Origin of the sequence: Paraburkholderia sediminicola (genome assembly GCF_046027355.1) — a bacterium.
Classification (GTDB): domain Bacteria; phylum Pseudomonadota; class Gammaproteobacteria; order Burkholderiales; family Burkholderiaceae; genus Paraburkholderia; species Paraburkholderia sediminicola_B.
This window is the reverse complement of the sequence record NZ_JAQQEK010000042.1, coordinates 31717-52079: the sequence shown is the minus strand read 5'-3', so window position 1 is coordinate 52079 and position 20363 is coordinate 31717. Positions and strand designations below refer to the sequence as shown.

Here is a 20363-nt window from a genome sequence, read left to right as displayed (position 1 = left end):
TGTTGTCCATATCCGCGCCGATGCCGTGGCACGCAGGCGCTGATTTTCTTTGCGTCGATTTGTTGAATGTTGCGAGGCTTTTATTGGCGGTCAGCCGGTGGCGCGGAATGCGTTCTCATTCGGATTGGATACATCATTCTTTAAATCGAAACAGCGCTACGCCATTCATTCATTTACATTTGTGTAAGCCTCGTTATAATCCGAACGCTTACGTCGCGGCTTTTTTGCGGCCGGAGAAAAACTGACAACATCACATGCGAAACGGATAGCGATAATGGCTGGCGGACAAAATATCAAAACCCTATGCGAGAACCACTGGACGCAATGGAAAGCCGATTGCAGCGGCTTCCTGAAGGCAGTCGCCGCGGACCTCGATATTACGTTGACGGGTGATGCGAACAGCATTATCGACACCATTGGCCGCGCACCGTGGACTCAACTCGGTTCGGATGCCGATAAGGCCGTCGCGTATGCCGGACTCGGCTATCTGGTGGTTGCCGGATTGAAAGCGACGCATCACGGCCATGTCGTGATTATCATGCCGGGCCAATCGAAACCTTATCCGCTTGCGTATTGGGGCCGATATGGCGGCGTCGGACGGAAAAACACCGCCATTAACTTTTCCTGGACGCATGCGGATCTCGCGAACGTCCAGTATTACGCCATCAAACCATGAAGCAGAGTCTTATCACGCGCGCGGTCGTGACCGTTGCCGGTGTGTTAATCGCGGGTCCAGTTGCTTTGGCGCAATCGTGTCACTACAGCGAAGTGAATCCCGGCACAGGCAAGGTCAGCGTCGGCGACCTGTCGATCGATCTGGGTCAGAGCGACGGCACGGATAGTCCGACAGCCTGGCTCGGTCCGGTCACGTTGAGCCGTGCGGGCGGCGCATCGTGCTCCGTGGATCCGAACGTCAGCATCGTCGAGCGGCCGCTTTATACGAACGGCAAGCAGCTTCTCGTCTCCACGTATTCCGGCAGCGAGCAGGTGGTCTATGCGATCGATGCGTCGACCTGCAAGATCCAGTGGAAGAGCGATTCGTTTTCCGGCAAGGTCAAACTGAGCGGCAACCGTCTGCAACTGGACAAGCGCAAGGTGAAGTTGGGGGCGAACTGCACGCCGTGAGAGGGCTAGCAAGCGTGCGCAGCGCGCGATCAACCCGAGCGAGTTGACCGAGCACGGGGATGCGTTCAATCACGTCGCTCAACTCGCATTCCTTTCGCGCGGCTACTCGACACGATGAACGCGGTATTCAACGTAGCCGTACCCGCCAGATTGCAGGTCGCAACCCAGGCCATCCCGCTCGCGGAGTTGAGCTCGCATTGGAAGAACGTGAGCAGCGCGACGCGCACCGTGTTCATCCCCACACCATAATATCGATGCTAACGCACCCAGATTCACACGCGTTTCTGTCATTCAGTTGACTTAAGTGCAGCTTACATTCACGGCTCAAACTTAATCCCAAAGAGGACACAATCCGTGAACCACTCCTACCGCATCGCGGCGGTCGGCTGCTGCATGGCCGTCTCTGCCTGTCTGCCGAACACCAGTTTCGCTGCTTCAGACGCAAGCTCTTCCTCATCTGTCACGCTCTACGGCATCATCGACACGGGCGTCGAATTCCTGACCAGTGCTTCATCCACCAAAGGCCAGACGCACGACGTCACGCGCCTGACCTCCGGCAACATGTCCGGCTCGCGTTGGGGCATCACCGGCACGGAAGATATCGGCGGTGGGACCAAGACGTTTTTCCGGCTGGAAAGCGGCTTTAACGTCGATAGCGGCGCCTTGCTGCAAGGCGGCCGGGAGTTCGGCCGGCTCGCGTATGTGGGCCTCTCGGACAAGACGCTCGGCGCGGTTTCGCTGGGACGTCAAGGCGGTTTGTTCCTCGACTGGCTGAGCACCTACAACCCGCTCGGCAACGCGGTGTACGCCATCAAGATGCAGGACCCGGCGTTCTCCGACCGGCTCGACAACACGGTCCGTTATGAAAACCGCTTCGGTCCAGTCACGGCCCTGGTGCAGTACAGCCTCGGCTACGACAACGTCACGTACGGCGCGCAACCGGCGGGCGACACGCGCAATGCACGCGTGATCGAAGCCGGCTTGCGATACAGGAGCGGCCCGCTCAGCGCCGCGCTCGTGTACGACCAGAAGAACGGCGGCAGCACCAGCCCGAGCGCCGCGCACACCACCAAGGCCGGCGGTTACGAAGGCGATATCGACCGGCGTATCGGCGTCGGCGTGAGCTACGCTCTGGCGCCTGTCGATCTGTTCGGCGGCTATCGCTACATGAATGCGAAAGCGATCCACCTGAGCGCGTTGTCGAGCGGTCCTGTCGAAGCGTCCGGTCTTTACTGGCTCGGCGCGACGTATCACGTGAGCCCCGCGCTGAACCTGTCGAGCACGGCGATGTACCAGAACTTCTACGGTACGTCGCGCGATCCGTGGTCGTTTCAGGTGGACGCGGATTACTTCCTCTCCAAGCGCACGGACCTGTATCTGAACCTCGCGTACGCACTGAACCGCAACGGCTCGAATCTGGGGCTGAACGGTTTCGGCACTGACGTGGTGGCGGGCAAGAATCAGTTCGGCCTGATGGCCGGCATTCGCCACACGTTCTGAGGCACGCCCATGGATAGCGCGAGCGTATCGATCCGGGTGCGCGGACTTCGCCAGACTTTCGGCGCGCACGCCGTGCTCGACGGCATCGATCTCGACGTGCCGGCCGGCACGACGCTCGCGCTGCTCGGGCCGTCAGGCTGCGGCAAGAGCACGCTGCTCAAGCTGCTGGCAGGGTTGCTCAAGCCCGACGCGGGGCAGGTGATGTTCGGCCGCGAAACGGTGGCCGACGCGGCGATCTGCGTGCCGCCCGAGTCGCGCGGCCTCGGCATGGTGTTTCAGGACTACGCGCTGTGGCCGCATATGACGGTGGCCGGCAACGTGTCGTTTCCGCTGGAAATGCGCGGTGTCGGCCGGCGCGAGCGTGGTGAGCGGGTGAACGCGGCGCTCGCGCGCGTCGGTCTCGAAGGCATGGGCGCGCGGCGGCCGTCGGCACTCTCGGGCGGCCAGCAGCAGCGCATTGCGCTGGCCCGCGCGATCGTCGCGGAGCCGCGCGTTCTGCTATTCGACGAGCCGCTGTCGAATCTCGACAGCCAGCTGCGTTCGAGCCTGTGCGACGAGATTGGCAGCCTGCTCGCGCAGCTCGGCACGACCGCCGTCTACGTGACACACGAGCGCAAGGAAGCCGAGGCGCTGGCCCATACGATCGTCACGCTCGCGCATGGGCGCGTGGAAAGCATCCTTCACCGGTAAAGGAATCGCTACAATGTTCAAGTCAATTCTCTTCGTTATTCTCACCATGTCGTTGACCTTCGGGTTCGGTACCCCATCTGCAGAAGCCGCCAACACCATCACGGTCTACACGGCCGGCCCGGGCAATCTCAGCAAGAAACTGGCGCTCGGTTTCGAGCGCAAAACCGGCGTCAAGGTCGATCTGTTTCAGGCCACTACCGGCAAGGTCATGGCGCGGCTCGAAGCCGAAGCGAGCAATCCGCATGCGGACGTGTTGATTTCCGCGTCGTGGGACACCGCGCAGGATCTGGAAAAGCGCGGCTGGCTGCTCGACTATCAGAGCCCGAATGCGGCGCACGTGTCGCCGATGTTCAAAGGTCCTTCGTATGTCGCGCAGGGCATTTCCGCGCTCGGCATCGTGTGGAATACGCGGGCCGGCAAACCCGAACCGCACGACTGGCGCGATCTTGCGGGCCCCGCGTATCGCAATCAGGTAACGACGCCGAATCCGGCCTTGTCGGGCGCGTCGCTCGATCTGTTGCTCGGCTTGCAGGATCGTCTCGGCGAAGCCGCATGGTCGCTGTTCGACAGCCTGCATAAAAACGGCATGGTCGTGCTTGGGCCGAATGCGCAGGCGATCAACCCCGTGTTGCAGGGCGCGAAGTCGGCGGTGTTCGGCGCGGTCGATTACGTCGCGTATGGCGCGGCCGCGAACGGCGAATCGGTCAAGGTCATTTTCCCGAGCAGCGGCACCGTGATCGCGCCGCGTCCGATGATGATCCTCAAGACTTCGCATAGGCAGCCTGAAGCGCGCGCGTTTATCGACTACGTGTTGTCCGACGAAGGGCAGAAACTGGTCGCCGACGCATGGCTGATTCCGGCGCGCGACGACATCGCCGGCACGCGTCCGCCGCTGAAGGATCTGAAACTGCTGCCGCAGGACGACGGCTCGAACACCAAGTCGCGGGCCGAAGTACTCGCGCGTTTCAATGCCTTATTCGGCGATCATTGATGGCGCGCGTGATGATGCGCCCGGCGCCGGCTGTCATGCCGGCGCGCGGCGGCGCGCACTGGTGGCTGGTGCCGCTGCTCGCGGCGCTGATCGTGCTGATCGCTTTGCCGATCGGTTTCGTGGTCCTGCAGGCGATTTTTCCGTCGCTCAATCGCGGCTCGTTCGCGCATCCGTTTAGCGCTTTTGGCGCGGCGCTGGTGCGTCCCGATACGTTGCCGTTGCTCGGCAATACGCTGCGCTTCGGTGTGAGTGTCGCGTTGACCAGCGTCGCGCTCGGTTTGCCACTCGGCGTCGTGCGGGGATTGTTCCGGTTGCCTGGCGCGCGCTTGTGGGATCTGCTGTTTCTCGCGCCTTTTCTGATTCCGCCGTACCTTGCGGCGTTCGGCTGGATTCTGCTGTTGCAGCCGAACGGTTATCTCGAACAGTTGTGCGGCGTGAACCTCGGCCGCTTTCTGTTTTCGTTCAACGGCGTCGTCGCGGCCATGACGCTCGGCGTGTTTCCGGTCGTCTATTTTTCGGTGTCGCGCACGCTGGCCGCATTGGGCGCCCGACTAGCCGATGTCGCGCGCGTGTTCGGCGCGGGCCCGTGGCGCAGTTTCATCCGCATCACACTGCCGCTGATTTTGCCCGCGATCGCGGCGAGCGCGCTGTTGACCTTCACGATGGCGATCGAAGAGTTTGGTGTGCCATCCGCGCTGGGTTCGCGGGCGGGTTTCAGTTTGCTGGTGACGTCCATCGAGGAGCGTTTCTCCGATTGGCCGATCGATCTCCCCGGCGCATCCGTGCTTGCACTGCTACTGGCATTGCTCGCGCTGGCCGCTTTCGTGTTGCAGCGGCGCGTGCTGTCCGGCCGCGATTTCGAAACACAGACCGGCAAACCGGCGGCCACGTTGCGACGCGAACTGGGCCGCTGGCGCTGGCCGGTGCTGCTCGCGTTCGGCATCGTCGCGATGTGCGCAGCGATTGCACCGCTGTTCGCGATCGTCACGACAGCGTTTTCGCGGACCTTGTCGGGCGGCTTCGCAGCCGGCAATTTCACGTTGATGCATTTTAGAGCGCTCTCCGCCGGCAGCGATGGAGCGAGTGCGCTCGGCACGAGTCTCGCGCTCGCCGCCGCGACCGCGCTGCTGACCGGCGGGCTGGGTTTCGTGAGCGCCTGGGTGGTCGTCAAGACGCGGCTGCGTGGACGCGCCGCGCTCGATGCATTGACGCTGCTGCCGCATGCGCTGCCGGGCATTGTCGTGGGTGTCGGGTTGATTCTCGCGTGGAATCTGCCGATCTGGCCTGTCACGCCGTACAACACCTGGGGCATTCTGTTGCTGTCCTACAGTTGTTTGTTGCTGCCGTATCCGATCCGTTATACGAGCGCGGCTCTGCGCCAGCTCGGCTCAGGACTCGAGGCCGCGGCGCGCGTGCATGGCGCGACGAGCGCTCGCGTGCTGCTGCGTATCGTGATGCCGCTGGTCGCGCCGGCGCTCGTCTCCTCGGTGATGATCGTGTTCGCGGTGGCTTCGCGTGAACTCGTCACGTCGTTGCTGCTTGCGCCGAGCGGCGTGCAGACCGCATCGATCTTTATCTGGCAGCAGTTCGAGCAAGGCTCGATCGGCGACGGCATGGCGATGGGCACGGTGACGCTGCTGATCAGCGGCGCATTGCTCGGATGCGGCGCGCGTTGGGCAAAGCGGTTTGACGACGCGCTTTGAACCTTGCCGGCGGCGAGTGCAGTGAAGTGTTGCTTCTCGCTGCACTCGCCGGATTGTGCGCTACTGTGGCGGCGTGTTGTTACTGGCTACAGAACGTCGGCTGATACTTGTAGACCCATGCTGTTTTCGTCGAACTCGGTGACTGCACCCAGTTCGTCATGCCCTGAATCACGCTGAAAATCAATTGCGAGCGCGACGTCACCTTGTCGGTGAAGTCGCCGTCGCTGTTCACGTCGACTTCAAACGAAATCTCCGCCAACGCCGGCGTGGTCGAGCCGTTTGCGTACCAGACCGTCATCGTGAAGTCGGCGTTTTCCTGACCGAGATCGCTGCTCGGGCCGTCGTAAGTCACTTCGTGAATCGACAATCCGCTCACCGGCACCAGCGCCTGACTGCTGATGCTGTCGAACACGTGCGTGGTCGGAAACAGGTCGTTGATGTCGCTCAGATGATTGATATTCTTCGAGTCCGACAGCGGCTCGTTCGTGGAGTGCGAGAAGGTTTCGTTCGACGGCGGTGTGATGTCGTCTTCGAGTTTGCTTTTGGCCTTCGATGAGCTGCCGCTGACATCCGTCTTCGCCGACGTGGTTTCGTTAGCCGAACCAAACTTGAGTTCGATGTTACGGCCGCTACCGTCGTCGCGTTCGCGCATCGAATAGCCGGTCTGTTTCACGGCGCAGGTGCCCGGCGAGTCGTAGTAGAGCACGGTGCGATCGTTGTCCGTGGCGAAGCTGCCCGTCACCGTGCGATCGAAGCCGTTGGCTGCGAGGCTCGCTTGCAGGTCGGTGAGAAAGCGGTTGGCCGCGGCGGCCGGCTGGCTCGCGAAATCGGCGGGATTCAGCAGTATCTTGTATTCGCGGCTGCCGACGGACGGCGTGCCCGCGTGCGAGACGCTGCTGGCGAACAGCAATGCAACGGTTCCTGCATGATGCCATCTGATCTTTGTCATTTCGGTTCTCATGGATTGAAAGGGTACAGCGCCTTCAATTTATGGGTTGCGAGTGACAGAGGAGTGAAGTCGATAACATTGGGCACTTCATGTAGCGACCTCAGGGAATTACCTGAGACGCGAAAGCAATGGATTTCGTCTACCTTTTCAGATACCGCATTGGTTTGCCGTGAATGCCGGGTGCTCAAGGAGCTTCCATGACTGCTCTGGACCAGATCGACACCATCGTGATCGTCATGATGGAAAACCGTTCCTTCGATCACGCACTCGGATATCTGAGCCTGAACGGCAGCCAGGTCAACGGCCTTTCCGCGGATCCGGCGTGGCAGGCGAACTTCATCAACGTATACAACGGCAAGCCATATCCCATTCATGCGTTGAGTCCGAATGGACCTGCCATATCGGACCCGCCTCACGACCGCGCCCCGATCGCCACGCAGATCAACACAGCGTGTGTGCCCGGAGGTTGCCCGGAACTCGGCGGATTCGTGCAGAGCTATGCAACCCGCAAACCCGCACCGTCGAATCTGGCCGACGTGATGGGTTATTACGACGCTCGCACTGTACCCACGTTCGACTTTCTCGCAAAACACTTCACCGTGTGCGACAACTGGTTTGCTCCGTTGCCGTCAGGAACTCAGGCAAATCGCCTGATGGCGATGGCGGGGACGAGCCTTATCAGCGACAACGTGCAAGGGCTGAGCTTTCTGCCCGATCAGCCCCTTGCCTATGATTGGCTCCGCCAGCGCGGCATACCGTGGTGTGTCTATCAATCGGGGAGCTTCTTTCCGTTCTTCAGCCTGATGAAGGAATGGCTTCCGGAAATCGTGCTGTCCTTGACCCTGCCGCTCAACGGCACAGGCGGAAACTTCCTGCGGTATTCCAGGTTTGCCCGTGACTGGCAGGGCAACAGCATTCTGCCGAAGGTGATTTTCATCGAGCCGGAATACACAGACGGCCCTCACAACACCGCTAACGATGATCACTGTCCAACGGGGATGGCTGGTGGGCAAGCGTTCATCGCTGATATTTACCGGACCTTGATTTCGAATCCGGCCAGGTGGAAAGAGACGCTGCTGATCGTGACGTATGACGAGCACGGCGGGTTCTTCGATCATGTAGCGCCGTTGGACATTGCGGTCGATATAGCAGGGTATTCATTCAAGACTAGTGGGCTGCGCGTGCCGGCTTTTCTGATATCGCCGTATGTCACTCCGGGGAGTGTCTTCTCGGGGCGACTCGACCACACTGCAGTGCTTCAGATGCTCGCGGAGAAGTTCGACTCGCAGAAAGAGTATTCCGATGCGGTCACCACTCGCAACGCGCAACTTGACCGTTTGGCAAGTGCTCTTAATGACCAGCCTGTCGCTCAACCTGCGCCTGCGTTAAGTGGTGCGCCGATACAAGCCCCCGCGGCTGCATTCAATGGCGGCGTGCAAGCGGGGGTGTCCGATACGGTGCAGGGTTTTCACAATGTCGCGCTGCAGGTGGCAAGGGATCATCCGCAATTGCTGACCTCGCCACAGTGGACTGGGCTGACGGAGTATCTGTCGACGTACGGGAAGCATTGAGGAATGGGGATATTCCCGTTGTGCCATTGTTCTTCTTCCGCGCACAACATAGCCATGCGCAAATCATCAGACAAAAACCGCACGCTGACATCAGAAGCAAACGTAAGCAGCTTCATCTTCGATAGAAAAATTCAATTGCAGGCCAACGTTTGCGCGCACCTTCCCAGGTTGGATCCGCATTCAGCCGGGCCGCTTTCTGTCCGTAGAACCGGAGGATGGACAGCGCATAACCGTGCGGGCAATCGACGCGAGCGCGGACCGGCCTTTGTCGGTCGACGATCGCGCAACAGCCAATCGCAAGCGGCCGGATTTACAGTCCCTTTAATGGAGTCGAAACATGAACCTGAATCAACTGTCAGTGAAGGCCAAGCTTACGGGGGCGTTCGGAGTACTTGCTGCATTGGTTCTGCTGGTCTCAGGGCTATCGTTGAAGGCATTGAGCGATTCAAATGAGCGGTTCTCAAGTTACATTTCGGGCATCAACACCCGCGCCGACATGGCTGCGGGCGTTCGGACTGCGGTTGATCGGCGCGCCATAGCCGCTCGCAATCTGGTGCTGGTGACGAGGCCTGCGGATCTTGAGATAGAAAAAACTGCGGTGACGCAGGCACACGAAGACGTCAAGACCCGCCTTCGCAAGCTAAACGACATAATTACCGACGCCAGCGCGAGCCCAAAGGAACGCGAGTTCGTGGACGAGATCAACCGTGTCGAATCGCTTTATGGACCGGTTGCACTGGCTATCGTCGATCTTGCGCTGAACAGCAAGCATGACGCGGCGATCACGAAGATGAATGACGAATGCCGACCGCTGCTCGCCGCATTAGTCAAAGCGACAAAGGCTTATGCGGACTATACAAATGATCGCGAGTCGCAACTGGTGCAGCAGTCTGCTGAGCACTATGCCGGTCAACGGAACGTGCTGATCACGATTTGCCTGGCAGCGGTCCTGGTCGCGGCTCTGGCCGGTCTGCTGATCACCCGCAATTTGTTGCGCGCCCTCGGAGCCGAGCCGGCCGCATTGGGTGACGTGACACAGCGTGTGGCCGGTGGGGATTTGAGCCCGGTGCCGGGTGCGCAGAATGCTCCGGCCGGGAGCGTGCTCGCGTCGATGGGGGAGATGCAGGCAAGCCTTGTCCGTCTGATCGGCCAGGTTCGCACCGCCGCGGACAGCATTGCGACCGGCTCCAGCCAGATCGCTTCGGGTAACGTCGATCTGTCCTCGCGTACCGAACAGCAGGCAGCGTCACTGCAGGAAACCGCCGCGAGCATGGAAGAGCTGACTTCGACGGTGAAGCAGAATGCCGAGAGCGCGCAGCAGGCGAGCTCGCTCTCCGCAAATGCGTCCGAAGTGGCGGGGCGGGGCAATCAGGTCGTGAGTCAGGTGGTCGATACGATGGGCGAGATCAGCACGAGTTCCACCAAGATCGCGGACATCACGGGGATCATCGAAGGGATTGCCTTCCAGACCAACATCCTCGCGCTCAATGCGGCCGTCGAGGCTGCCCGTGCGGGCGAGCAAGGCCGCGGGTTCGCGGTGGTGGCGAGTGAAGTGCGCAGTCTGGCCCAGCGGTCGTCCAGTGCAGCGAAGGAAATCAAGGATCTGATCAACGCGTCCGTGCAGAAGATTCAGGACGGTTCGTCGCTCGCGAATGAGGCTGGAAAGACCATGTCGGAAGTCACGCATGCCGTGGCGCGCGTCACGGACATCATGGGGGAAATCGCCGCGGCGTCCACCGAGCAGAGTCGGGGGATCGAGCAGGTCAATCAGGCGATCACGCAGATGGACGAAGTCACGCAGCAGAATTCCGCACTGGTAGAGGAAGCGGCGGCCGCATCGAAATCACTCGAGGACCAGGGGCGGCAACTGAATCAGGCGATTTCGTTTTTCCGTCTGGATGCCGGTGCCATCACGCCGGCAACGGGCGGATCTGCCTCACCGGCGAACCGCCCGGTAGCCCGCGCTGCGCGCCCGGCGACCGGGCAACCTGCCGCGCCTACCCGGCCGGTTGCCGTGCCGGTTTTCATGGCGCCTGCCGCGGCCACGGCGGGCAAGGGCCAAGGATGGGACGCGTTCTGAGTTTGCCTGACCGGCATGATTGAGGGAGCCCGCCACACATCGGGAAGCCATCGCCGCGATGCGCCGTTCGGCAGCCGGTAACACAGCGAATGCGATTGAGGTGACGACGCCCTCGGCGGCATCGCACGCTAAAATAAAACATAGAGCCGGTCTTGCGTGGAACCGATTGTCCGATCCCAATCTATCAACGGCAGGCAACCATGAACGCTCACTATGTGTGTTTCGTTCGCCCGGCAGTGGCTGCAATTTGCGTGGCTTCGCTTGCAACGCTCGTCGCATGCGGCGGAAATGCCTGCTTTGGCCTCAACGGCTGTGGTGGCGGGAATAGGGTGCCAGACGTCACCCTGTCCGGCACGGCCGCTACCGGCAATGCGCTCGCCAGCGCGACGGTCAGCGTCAGTTGTGCGCAGGGTTCGGGCTCCACCCTGTCGGACGGCGGTGGGCACTACACCATCACGTTCAACGCCACGCTTCCCTGCATCCTTACCGTGACATCTGGCGGCACGAGCCTGCATTCGCTTGCATTTGCCGGCGGCACCTTCAATACGACGCCAGAGACCGAACTGATGCTGGTCTATCTCGCTTCGCAACTTGGCACCACCGAGACCAGTCTGATTGCGGGCTTCCCGAGTAACGTAAAGTTCCAACAAGTGCTGGCGAGCGAGGCCGATGTGCTTGCTGCGCAGTCAGCAGTCGTCACCACTCTGCAGCAGCGCTACGCTGTCACGCTGACGGCGCCGGCGTTTCTGACGACGCCGTTTATGGTTGGGCAAGCCGGCGTCGACAGCGATCTCGACGCCCTGGCGGCGGCGGGCGCTATCGGCACCAATGGCATGCCCGATCCGTCCGCCGTCTCGCTCCTGTCAGCGGCGGGTCTTGCCCATCCGCTCACAGCGACGTCCACACCTTCGTCCGGCGCCGGCAGCACAAGTAGCACCGCCGGCGGCATGATGTAACGTTTGGCGAGCAGCAGGTCGGCAATAGGCGACATTCGTGCAGTTGCAAGTTTGGGCTCCGCGAAAGGCCGCTATCCGGAAAGTCGAATGCTCACGATGCACGAGCGACCTTCTCCGTAATGCAGTGGCGAATTGGCGGGCCACTTTCGAGTGTGTGTTCAGGCGTCGGGAATTGGAACCCGGGACGAAAACTTCACCTCGCGTAGCGCAAGGCTGGATTGTATCGACGCGATACCTGGCTGCCGTCGTAGCACCCGCTCGACAAATTCACCGTATGCGTCCAGATCGGCGGCGACCACCTGCAGGATGTAGTCCGCATCGCCTGTGATCTTGTGGCACGAGAGGACCTCCGGTCGACTGCGGATGACGGCTTCGAAGTTGTCTGCGGTTTTGTCCGAGTGCACGTTAAACCGGAGATGCACGAACGCAAGGAGATTCAGGCCGACCGCGCGCCGGTCAATGTTCGCCTGGTAACCGGTGATTACACCTTCGTCTTCCAGGTGCTTGCGCCGCCTCCAGCATGGCGTCACGCTCAGCGAGAGTTTCTCCCCAAGTGCCGCATTTGATACGGCACCATCGTCCTGGAGCAGGCGCAACATTGAGCGGTCGACCGCGTCCATTTCGATTTTTGGGCGATTTATGCTCATATTTCATTTCCGTTAGACAAATTAACCAAAATTTTAGACTTTTCCGCATCCGAAAGCAAAATCAATGCGCCGGTCGCTCAATAAACTGTTGGCTATCTTCAACGCGGTAGTCAACCATGCTTACCATCTACAGTAGCGATCATCGCTTGCACCATGGCGTCGAACTCAAGGACGGCGCAATCTCCGATTCCTTCGAGAAGCCCCTCCGAGCCGAGACGGTGCTTGCGCAAGTCAGGGCAACAGGACTCGGCGATGTCATCAGCCCGAAGGCCTACAAACGCGCGGACTATGTAGGCGCGCACAGCCAGCGGTACATCGACTTTCTGGCAGGAGCGTGGCACGAGTGGCTTGCGACGGGCAGAACCTGTCAGGCTCTGCCACTCGTTTGGCCCGTGAAGGGATTGCCCAGTAACGCGTTGCCTGAATTCATCGATGGCAAGCTTGGCTTCTTTTCGATGGACGCAGGTTCCCCCATCAACGCTGGTACGTGGAGCGCGATCAGCTCCAGTGCCAACTCAGCGTTGACTGGCATGGATGCGCTGTCGAGTGGCGCGCGCGCCGCATTCGCGCTTTGCCGCCCGCCCGGCCATCACGCCGGACGTGAATACATGGGCGGTTATTGTTATCTGAACAACGCGGCGATTGCGACCCAGCATTGCATCGACGGCGGCGCAAAGCGCGTAGCCATTCTCGACATCGACTTCCATCACGGGAACGGCACGCAGGACATCTTCTACGATCGACCTGATGTTCTGTTCATATCGATTCACGGTGATCCAACGGTTTCCTACCCATATTTCTCGGGGCATGCCGACGAACGTGGCGTCGGCGCCGGAGAGGGATTCAATCTGAACATCCCCCTTCCGAGAGGAACAGTCTGGGAGGGCTTCGACCACGCGTTGCGCCACGCTGGCACGGCGATCGGGCGGCACGCACCCGACGCTCTTGTCATTTCTCTCGGGGTCGACACCTTCGAAGACGACCCTATCAGTCACTTTCGTCTGCGCACGCCAGACTATCTGCGCGTCGGCGAGGCAATCGCAAAGTTCAACGTCCCCACGCTTTTCGTGATGGAGGGCGGATACATGGTCGACGAGATTGGAATCAACGCAGTCAACGTTCTGCTGGGCTTTGAAGGCAGAGCCTGATGTTGTTTCACCGATTCGTTGCTGCGCGATCTGACCGTCACCCGCATACAAGGAGCCAAAAGCATGACGCGATACATAGATGTGAAAGACGTTTCAAGGCTGGTCGCCGAGGTCGGCATTACGCAAGTTCTGACGACAATGGCGTCTTACATCGAACAGGACTATCGCCGTTGGGATACGTTCGAAAAGACTGCCCGGTTGGCAAGCCACTCGACCGATGGCGTGATTGAACTGATGCCGACGTCGGATAACCGGCTGTACTCATTCAAGTACGTCAATGGGCATCCGAAGAATACACAGTCGGACCTGCTCACCGTAATGGCGTTCGGCGTGCTCGCGGATGTGGACACGGGCTATCCGTTACTCCTTAGTGAGATGACGTTGACGACGGCGATTCGGACGGCCGCGACATCGGCGCTATTTGCACGCTTCCTTGCACGACCGGACTCGCGCTCGATGGCCATGATCGGCAATGGTGCCCAAAGCGAATTTCAGGCAATTGCGTTTCACGAGATGTTGGGCATCGACCAGATCAGAGTCTTCGACGTCGACGAGGCAGCGACGGAAAAGCTCGTGCGCAACCTCGCGCCATTCAAGACGCTTCGAGTGATTCGGAGCAGCTCCGCGGCGGACGCGGTCCGCGGCGCGGACATCGTGACCACGGTCACCGCGGACAAGACAAACGCGACGATTCTGACGCCAGAGATGATCGAAGATGGCATGCATATCAACGCCGTCGGGGGCGACTGTCCAGGCAAGACGGAATTGCATGCAGATGTTCTTCGGCGCTCACGTGTCGTCGTCGAATACGAGCCGCAGACGCGCATCGAAGGCGATATTCAGCAGCTCACGCCGGATTTTCCTGTCGTCGCGTTCCACCGAATCGTGTCCGGTGCGCAAGAAGGTCGCGAATCCGCCTCGCAGGTAACCGTGTTCGACTCGGTCGGCTTTGCGCTGGAAGACTTTTCCGCGCTGCGCTACCTCAATGCGGCGTCACGCGAACGGAACATCGGCGTCGAACTCGATCTTATTCCCACGCCACCTGACCCGAAGAATCTCTATGGCGTGGCGATCGGCAGCGCCCGGTCTGAACCGCTGAAGCGCGTCGATACCGCGCTGGCTGACACGATTCGTCATTGATTTGAACAGGCGCCCCAGCGCCTCACGAAGAGGAAAGGACATGACTCGGCATCACAAGGAAATCGCGGTCGCGGTTGCCGCAATCGCTTGCTCATTCGCTGTCCACGCTGAGGAGGTCGTGCGAATCGGTCACGTCGCGCCTCTCACGGGCGCCATCGCGCACCTGGGCAAGGACAGCGAAAACGGCGCGCGGCTCGCGGTCGAAGAAATCAACGCAAAGGGCCTGGTGATTGGAGGAAGGCGAATCACATTGCAGCTCGATGCACAAGACGATGCGGGCGATCCGCGTACTGCCACACAGGTTGCGCAGAAACTCGTCGACGATAAGGTGGCCGGCGTCGTCGGTCACCTGAATTCCGGCACGTCGATTCCAGCGTCGCGGATTTACAAGGATGGCGGCATCGTCGAGATCTCGCAGGCAGCGACGAATCCCACCTATACGCAGCAGGGCTTCAACACGACGTACCGGGTTGTCGCCACCGACGCGCAGCAAGGGCCCGCGCTGGCCATCTACGCGGCCAAAAGCCTCGGTGTGAGGACAGTCGCGATCGTGGACGATTCAACAGCCTACGGACAAGGTCTTGCCAATGAGTTCGATAAAGCGGCCAAGGCCGCCAACTTGAAGGTCGTGTCACGCGACGCCACGAACGACAAGGCCATCGATTTTCGCGCCATCGTCACGAAGATCAAGGGCGAGAACCCGGACGCGATCCTGTACGGCGGAATGGACGCAACTGGCGGGCCGTTCGCGAAGCAGGCGCGGCAGTTGGGTGTGAGGGCAAAGATTCTGGGCGGGGATGGCGTTTGTTCGGCGGACCTCCCCAAGCTGGCGGGCGCCGCAGCGGATAACGTGGTTTGCTCGGAGGCCGGCATGGCTTTGGAAAAGATGCCTGGCGGTGGGGCGTTTGCGCGGAAGTACGAGGCGCGTTTCCATCAGCCATTACAGGTTTATGCGCCCTTTGCTTACGACGCGGTGTACATCATCGTTGACGCGATGCAGGGGGCAAACTCGATCGACCCGGCAAAGGTATTGGCCGCCATGCCGTCCGCCGACTACATGGGCGTGATCGGCGAGACAAGCTTCACGGCACAGGGTGATCTCAGGCACGGTGCGATCTCGGTGTTCTCGTACAAGGACGGGAGGAAAATCCTGCTCGATGTCGTTCGGATGTGAAGCGATTAGTAACACCAGAAAGGTATCCAGCGTTGAACGGCACACGCCGTTTTACCTAACTGTAAGCTGGGTGGATACAGACAGTCTGTGCGAGGGTTGGCGCATGCAGCGGACTGCATGCGCCGTCTTTCTTGTCGAACCGGTGCCAATTCCGTCAACGTTGTTGACAATCGGTTTTAGAAGCAGTGGCCGCCATTCCGCGCGCCATTTCCGGCACGTTCTCAAGATCTGTTTGCACGATTGGGCTTGCCCGGCGTCCGTGTAAATGCTCCGTCACCTGCGGCGTCAGCGCTCCGGTATTTAACGTGCTCGATGAACGCGCGCAATTTGGGCAAAACCTGGCGTCTGCCTGAGTGGTATAGGAAAACCCCGGGCGTTGTGACGGCGAAGGGCGTCAGCAGCGCTTGCAATCGGCCGTCGGCAATTGGCGCCGCGGCAAGCGGTCCGGGCACCTGTGCAAGTCCCACACCTTGAATCGCCGCGCCGAGGAGTGTGGGATAGTCGTGGGCGATGAGCGGCCCGGAGACGATTGCCTCAACGGCCTTGTTGGCGTCGACAAAGGGCCAAGGCGCGATCGACCCGTTCGAGCGGCGCATGCGCAGGCAAATGTGGTCACGCAGATCGTCGATGCGCTCCGGCCGATTTCGCCGACGCAGATAATCGGGGCTGCCAACGACCTCGAACGGGAACGGCGGCGTCAGTCGCACCGCGACCATGTCGGCCTCGATGAACTGGCCCATCCGGACGCCGGCGTCAAATCCTTCGGCCGCGAGGTCGACCGACTCCGCGCTTGCGACGATCTCAACCTCGACCTCAGGATAGGCCTGGCAGAAGGATGCAATCAGCGGCTCCAACACGATCGGCACTACCGCGCTCGGCACCGAAAGGCGCAACAGGCCGGCCGGTTTCTGTCCGAGTTCACGCGCCACCTCGCTTGCACCGACAAGTTCTTCGAAGGCGGGCTTCGCCCGCGAAAGGAATCGTTCACCGGCTTCGGTCAGGCCGACGCTCCGCGTTGTGCGTACGAATAGCGCGGCGCCGACGCGCGCCTCGAGTAGACGTACCGTTTGGCTGATCGCCGAAGGCGTCACCCCGAGCTCCGCGGCCGCTCTACGAAAGCTGCGGTGCTGGGCGACGCTCAGGAACGCCTCGACACCGTCGAGTGCGCGTTGCCGGACTGTGAAGTTTTGCTTCATGACCCGTCAATATTATCGTGGATAGTCGCTCGCCGGAAGCGGCCCTAGAATCTGCTTGCGGATCAGGGAAGGCCGGCTCCGCATCCTGTCCGCGGTGTTCGACGCCGCTTGGAGCAACCCCTGCCAGGAGTTCTGCAATGTCCCCCGAAACCCTGTTCCAGACACAACTCGTTCTAGGCTATGTCGCGTGGCTGCCTTGCGTCATCGTGTACGTCCTGCCCAAGCTTAAGTCGATGGACCGCGCAGGCGCGCAACGCGCCATCGCCACGCTGCACAGCTTCCGCTTCTTCGGGCTTGTCTTCATCCTTCCAGGCGTCGTCGGTCCAGGTCTGCCGGCCGGCTTCGCCCAGTTCGCCGCCTATGCTGACTTCGCAACCGGAGTGCTGGCCATCCTGGCAGTGCTCACGTTCAAGGCACGTCGGCTTTTCTGGTTGTTTGTGTTCGCCTTCAATCTCGTGGGGGCGGCCGACATCATCGTCGACTATTACCACGCGACTCGGATCGGCCTTCCTGCCGTGGCGGGGCAGCTCGGCGCCACATACGCGATCCCAATCATCTACGTGCCGCTGCTGATGATCACGCATTTCGTCGCATTCTATTTGCTCATGCGTCCGCTGCCCAAGGCGGCTTGGGCTCTCGCCGGTGAAGCGGCCTCCTAGACCAGATCAGACCCGCGAGATGGCGCACATGTGAACGGCCATTATCGGGAAGCCAAACATGGGCTCCGCGGGCAGTTGATCAGCGCAGTGGATTCGGCTTTGTGCAGAGCATCCCGAGGTTTGCTATCGTCAAATAGAGTTATGAACAAACAATACCCATCCACCTCGAAGGCGGCCAAATGATCGACCATGTCTACATCTCCGTCACTAACATCGACAAGTCACTGGCCTTCTACTCTGAAACCTTGAAGCCACTCGGCTGGAGCGTATTCGGCAACTACGACTCCGCTTCGGGCCCCGATGGTGTCCCTGATCTTTACGGCATCGGTGACGATGTGTACGGCAGGGGAAAGGCGGTTGGATCAAGCATCTGGCTACGTCAACGCAAGCCCGGCGAGACCGGGCTGTACCTCGGGATCGTCTGCGACACCAATGAACTGGTCGACGCCGCCTACGCAGCTGCAATCAAAGCCGGTGGCACCGACGAGGGGAAACCAGCAGATCGCACCTACTTCGCCCCCGGCTACTACGCAGCCAACGTCGCCGACTTCGACGGCAACCGTCTTGAGTTCGTACACAAAGCGTGGAACCCCAAGCGGCACTAATAGCAATCCTCTTGATGCAACGACTTCGTTGCCATTCGTACAAGCTCTGGACAAACGCATCGTACGACCAATGCCAGGATTTAGGAGCTTTCGTTGCGCCCGCATCATTTTAGGCGGTGTCGAACTCACGCACATGATAGCGAAAGGGCAGATGAAGAGTGATGGTGGTCGGCATAGTTTAGTCGCCTAGCAGTTCTACGATCTTGCGAAGTAAGCATGCCTATTCGTGCCGTCTGGACTTTTCCTGATTTCCGTCATCGTGACAGATCCGATCATGGATGGCCTGGCAGGACTCTGGCCTTATTTCGGGCAGTTGGTGGCGATGCAGGTGCGCGCGTGGCTGGTTGCGCGGCCACCGGCGCGTTTCCTGTTGATGCAATTGGGGCTGGCGCTGGCGGCAGTGCTGCTCATCGGTGTCTCGTAACACAGCTTGCCAGCGCGGCGCCCGGCACCGCTACGTTTTTCAGTGGCGATCAACGTCGATCTTTTTGACCATTGATCTGCGCGGCGCAATCAGGCGCTAACCGCTAGAATTGCGGCTTTAGCCCGGAATAGGCCAATGTCTTTTGCCTCGCTTGGCCTGATCGATCCCTTGCTGCGTAATGTGCAGGACCTCAATTACCAGACACCTACGCCGGTGCAGGCCAAGGCGATTCCTGCTGTGCTCAGTGGCAAGGACGTCATGGCTGCGGCACAGACCGGCACTGGCAAAACGGCAGGTTTTGCGCTGCCGCTGTTGCAACGGCTAGTGCAACACGGCCCGGCGGTGTCCAGCAACCGCGCGCGTGTTCTGGTGCTGGTGCCCACGCGTGAACTGGCCGAACAAGTGCTGCAAAGCTTTATCGATTACGGCAAAGGCCTCGACTTACGTTTTCTGGCCGCCTACGGTGGTGTGAGTATCAACCCCCAGATGATGAAGTTGCGCAAAGGCGTGGATGTGCTCGTTGCCACGCCGGGCCGTTTGCTAGATCTCAATCGCCAGAACGCAGTGCAGTTTGATCAAGTACAAACGCTGGTGCTGGATGAAGCCGACCGCATGCTGGATCTGGGTTTTGCGCGAGAACTCAACGCCGTCTTTGCTGCCTTGCCCGCTCAGCGCCAGACCCTGCTGTTCTCTGCCACGTTTACCGACGATATTCGCGCCATGGCGGCGGGCATTCTGCGCGGCCCGGTCAATATCAGCGTCAGCCCGCCCAATGCCACGGCCAGCAAGATCAAGCAGTGGGTGGTGCCGGTGGATAAAAAGAACAAGCCTGATCTCTTCATGCACCTTGTTGCTGAGAACAACTGGGAGCACGCGCTGGTGTTCGTCAAAACCCGCAATGGTGTGGATTACCTGGCGGCCGTGCTGGATGAAGCGGGCTATGCGGTCGACACCATCCACGGCGACAAACCGCAACCCGCGCGCCTGCGTGCGCTGGAGCGCTTCAAGACGGGCGAAGTACATATGCTGGTAGCCACCGATGTGGCTGCGCGCGGGCTGGATATCGACGACCTGCCGCTGGTGATCAACGTTGATCTGCCGATCGTGGCGCAAGACTATGTGCACCGTATTGGCCGTACCGGCCGCGCGGGCGCCAGCGGCGTGGCGGTGTCCCTTGTGTGTGCCGATGAAGCGCCGCAACTGGCCGCGATTGAAGCGCTGATCCGGCAAACGCTGCCCCGTGAAGAAGAGCCTGGTTTTGAAGCCGAACACCGCGTGCCGCAAACTAGCGCCACGGGCCAGATCATCAAGAAACCCAAAAAGCCTAAGAAGCCCAAAGTGCCGCAAGCTGCGCCGGGCGCCATGCAGGTGCTCAGCAAAAAACCGCGCCCGCAAAGTGGCGAAAACAAACGCAAGCCTGCGGCGCAGCGGGCTGTGGCCGCGGGCAAAGGTACAAGCTTGTCCAACGGTAATCCATTCAGCGCGCGAAAGCCACGCAGCAAACCCGCCAGCAAGCCAGCTGCGGGTTCACGTAAACCGGCTGGCAAACCCGCTGGTGGCCGCGGCAAACGCCAACCCTGATCCGTGGGGATGAGTAACGCCAGCCCTGGAACAGGCTGGCGGTTTGCTGCCCACTGGCAGGCAGCGGCGCGGCTTCGGCGTGCATGAGGTCGGCGAGTAACGGCGCACTGAATCCAGGATCGATAACAACTTCGGGGCAGAACGGACGTTGAAATCGTGCGTAGCGAGCGTCCGATCGAGGTCGTCTCTGGCGGATGTATCCGCTTCTCACACGAAAGCCTTCG

General features: G+C 60.5%; 19 protein-coding genes and 1 pseudogene. 17 read left to right on the top strand and 3 right to left on the bottom strand.

Annotated elements, in window-relative coordinates; translation table 11 throughout:
* Positions 1-274 precede the first annotated feature (274 nt).
* The 6 genes from PQR42_RS40060 to PQR42_RS40035 all read left to right on the top strand — a co-directional run bounded on the left by PQR42_RS40060 (position 275) and on the right by PQR42_RS40035 (position 6009).
* Positions 275-676: a hypothetical protein gene (locus PQR42_RS40060; RefSeq protein ID WP_408391531.1), complete on the top strand. Its 402-nt coding sequence runs from the start codon at positions 275-277 to the stop codon at positions 674-676.
* Complete coding sequence (locus PQR42_RS40055) at positions 673-1125, top strand: hypothetical protein (RefSeq protein ID WP_408207330.1); 453 nt, start codon at positions 673-675, stop codon at positions 1123-1125. Before PQR42_RS40060 ends, PQR42_RS40055 begins: the two co-directional genes overlap by 4 nt.
* Before the next feature lie 354 nt (positions 1126-1479).
* On the top strand, positions 1480-2625 hold the full coding sequence (locus PQR42_RS40050; protein ID WP_408391529.1) for a porin: 1146 nt from the start codon (positions 1480-1482) through the stop codon (positions 2623-2625).
* A 9-nt stretch (positions 2626-2634) separates the two neighbouring features.
* A complete protein-coding gene (locus tag PQR42_RS40045) occupies positions 2635-3315 on the top strand; it encodes an ABC transporter ATP-binding protein (RefSeq protein WP_408207326.1) in 681 nt (226 codons plus the stop codon).
* Between the two features lie 13 nt (positions 3316-3328).
* Positions 3329-4306, top strand: a complete 978-nt coding sequence (locus PQR42_RS40040) for an ABC transporter substrate-binding protein (RefSeq protein WP_408207324.1) — start codon at positions 3329-3331, stop codon at positions 4304-4306.
* Positions 4306-6009: an ABC transporter permease gene (locus tag PQR42_RS40035; RefSeq protein WP_408391527.1), complete on the top strand. Its 1704-nt coding sequence runs from the start codon at positions 4306-4308 to the stop codon at positions 6007-6009. The genes PQR42_RS40040 and PQR42_RS40035 overlap by 1 nt, the downstream gene beginning before the upstream one ends.
* A gap of 79 nt (positions 6010-6088) precedes the next feature.
* Here the strand turns inward: PQR42_RS40035 and PQR42_RS40030 are convergent, their stop codons facing one another.
* On the bottom strand, positions 6089-6958 hold the full coding sequence (locus tag PQR42_RS40030) for a hypothetical protein (RefSeq protein ID WP_408391525.1): 870 nt from the start codon (positions 6956-6958) through the stop codon (positions 6089-6091).
* 197 nt (positions 6959-7155) lie between these two features.
* Here PQR42_RS40030 and PQR42_RS40025 point away from each other — a divergent pair, with 197 nt between their 5' ends.
* The 3 genes from PQR42_RS40025 (at position 7156) to PQR42_RS40015 (ending at position 11565) form a co-directional block, all read left to right on the top strand.
* A complete protein-coding gene (locus PQR42_RS40025) occupies positions 7156-8529 on the top strand; it encodes an alkaline phosphatase family protein (protein WP_408391523.1) in 1374 nt (457 codons plus the stop codon).
* A 337-nt stretch (positions 8530-8866) separates the two neighbouring features.
* Positions 8867-10609 carry a methyl-accepting chemotaxis protein gene (locus PQR42_RS40020; protein ID WP_408391521.1) on the top strand — a complete coding sequence of 581 codons (1743 nt, stop codon included), beginning with the start codon at positions 8867-8869 and terminating at the stop codon, positions 10607-10609.
* A 200-nt stretch (positions 10610-10809) separates the two neighbouring features.
* Entirely contained in the window at positions 10810-11565 is a 756-nt protein-coding gene (locus PQR42_RS40015) for a hypothetical protein (RefSeq protein ID WP_408391548.1), read from the top strand.
* A gap of 158 nt (positions 11566-11723) precedes the next feature.
* Here PQR42_RS40015 and PQR42_RS40010 read toward each other — a convergent pair whose 3' ends face one another.
* Complete coding sequence (locus PQR42_RS40010) at positions 11724-12212, bottom strand: Lrp/AsnC family transcriptional regulator (RefSeq protein WP_408391519.1); 489 nt, start codon at positions 12210-12212, stop codon at positions 11724-11726.
* Between the two features lie 116 nt (positions 12213-12328).
* Here PQR42_RS40010 and PQR42_RS40005 point away from each other — a divergent pair, with 116 nt between their 5' ends.
* The 3 genes from PQR42_RS40005 (at position 12329) to PQR42_RS39995 (ending at position 15674) form a co-directional block, all read left to right on the top strand.
* Positions 12329-13360 (top strand): histone deacetylase family protein, encoded by a 1032-nt coding sequence (locus PQR42_RS40005; RefSeq protein WP_408391517.1) that lies wholly within the window; start codon positions 12329-12331, stop codon positions 13358-13360.
* A 63-nt stretch (positions 13361-13423) separates the two neighbouring features.
* The gene (gene ocd / locus PQR42_RS40000) at positions 13424-14500 is read left to right on the top strand and encodes an ornithine cyclodeaminase (protein WP_408495271.1); all 1077 of its coding nucleotides are present in this window, start codon (positions 13424-13426) and stop codon (positions 14498-14500) included.
* A 40-nt stretch (positions 14501-14540) separates the two neighbouring features.
* Entirely contained in the window at positions 14541-15674 is a 1134-nt protein-coding gene (locus PQR42_RS39995; protein ID WP_408495259.1) for a branched-chain amino acid ABC transporter substrate-binding protein, read from the top strand.
* A 221-nt stretch (positions 15675-15895) separates the two neighbouring features.
* Here PQR42_RS39995 and PQR42_RS39990 read toward each other — a convergent pair whose 3' ends face one another.
* On the bottom strand, positions 15896-16870 hold the full coding sequence (locus tag PQR42_RS39990; protein ID WP_408391511.1) for a LysR family transcriptional regulator: 975 nt from the start codon (positions 16868-16870) through the stop codon (positions 15896-15898).
* Positions 16871-17007: 137 nt separating this feature from the next.
* Between PQR42_RS39990 and PQR42_RS39985 the strand changes: the two genes are divergently transcribed.
* The 5 genes and pseudogenes from PQR42_RS39985 to PQR42_RS39965 all read left to right on the top strand — a co-directional run bounded on the left by PQR42_RS39985 (position 17008) and on the right by PQR42_RS39965 (position 20139).
* Positions 17008-17529 carry a DUF8737 domain-containing protein gene (locus tag PQR42_RS39985; protein ID WP_408207306.1) on the top strand — a complete coding sequence of 174 codons (522 nt, stop codon included), beginning with the start codon at positions 17008-17010 and terminating at the stop codon, positions 17527-17529.
* A gap of 179 nt (positions 17530-17708) precedes the next feature.
* Positions 17709-18134: a VOC family protein gene (locus tag PQR42_RS39980; RefSeq protein ID WP_408391508.1), complete on the top strand. Its 426-nt coding sequence runs from the start codon at positions 17709-17711 to the stop codon at positions 18132-18134.
* Between the two features lie 52 nt (positions 18135-18186).
* A pseudogene (locus PQR42_RS39975) lies at positions 18187-18324 on the top strand (IS6 family transposase); the annotation flags it as partial.
* An 84-nt stretch (positions 18325-18408) separates the two neighbouring features.
* Positions 18409-18558 carry a hypothetical protein gene (locus tag PQR42_RS39970; RefSeq protein ID WP_408391506.1) on the top strand — a complete coding sequence of 50 codons (150 nt, stop codon included), beginning with the start codon at positions 18409-18411 and terminating at the stop codon, positions 18556-18558.
* Between the two features lie 135 nt (positions 18559-18693).
* Positions 18694-20139 (top strand): DEAD/DEAH box helicase, encoded by a 1446-nt coding sequence (locus tag PQR42_RS39965; RefSeq protein ID WP_408391504.1) that lies wholly within the window; start codon positions 18694-18696, stop codon positions 20137-20139.
* Positions 20140-20363: the final 224 nt, after the last annotated feature.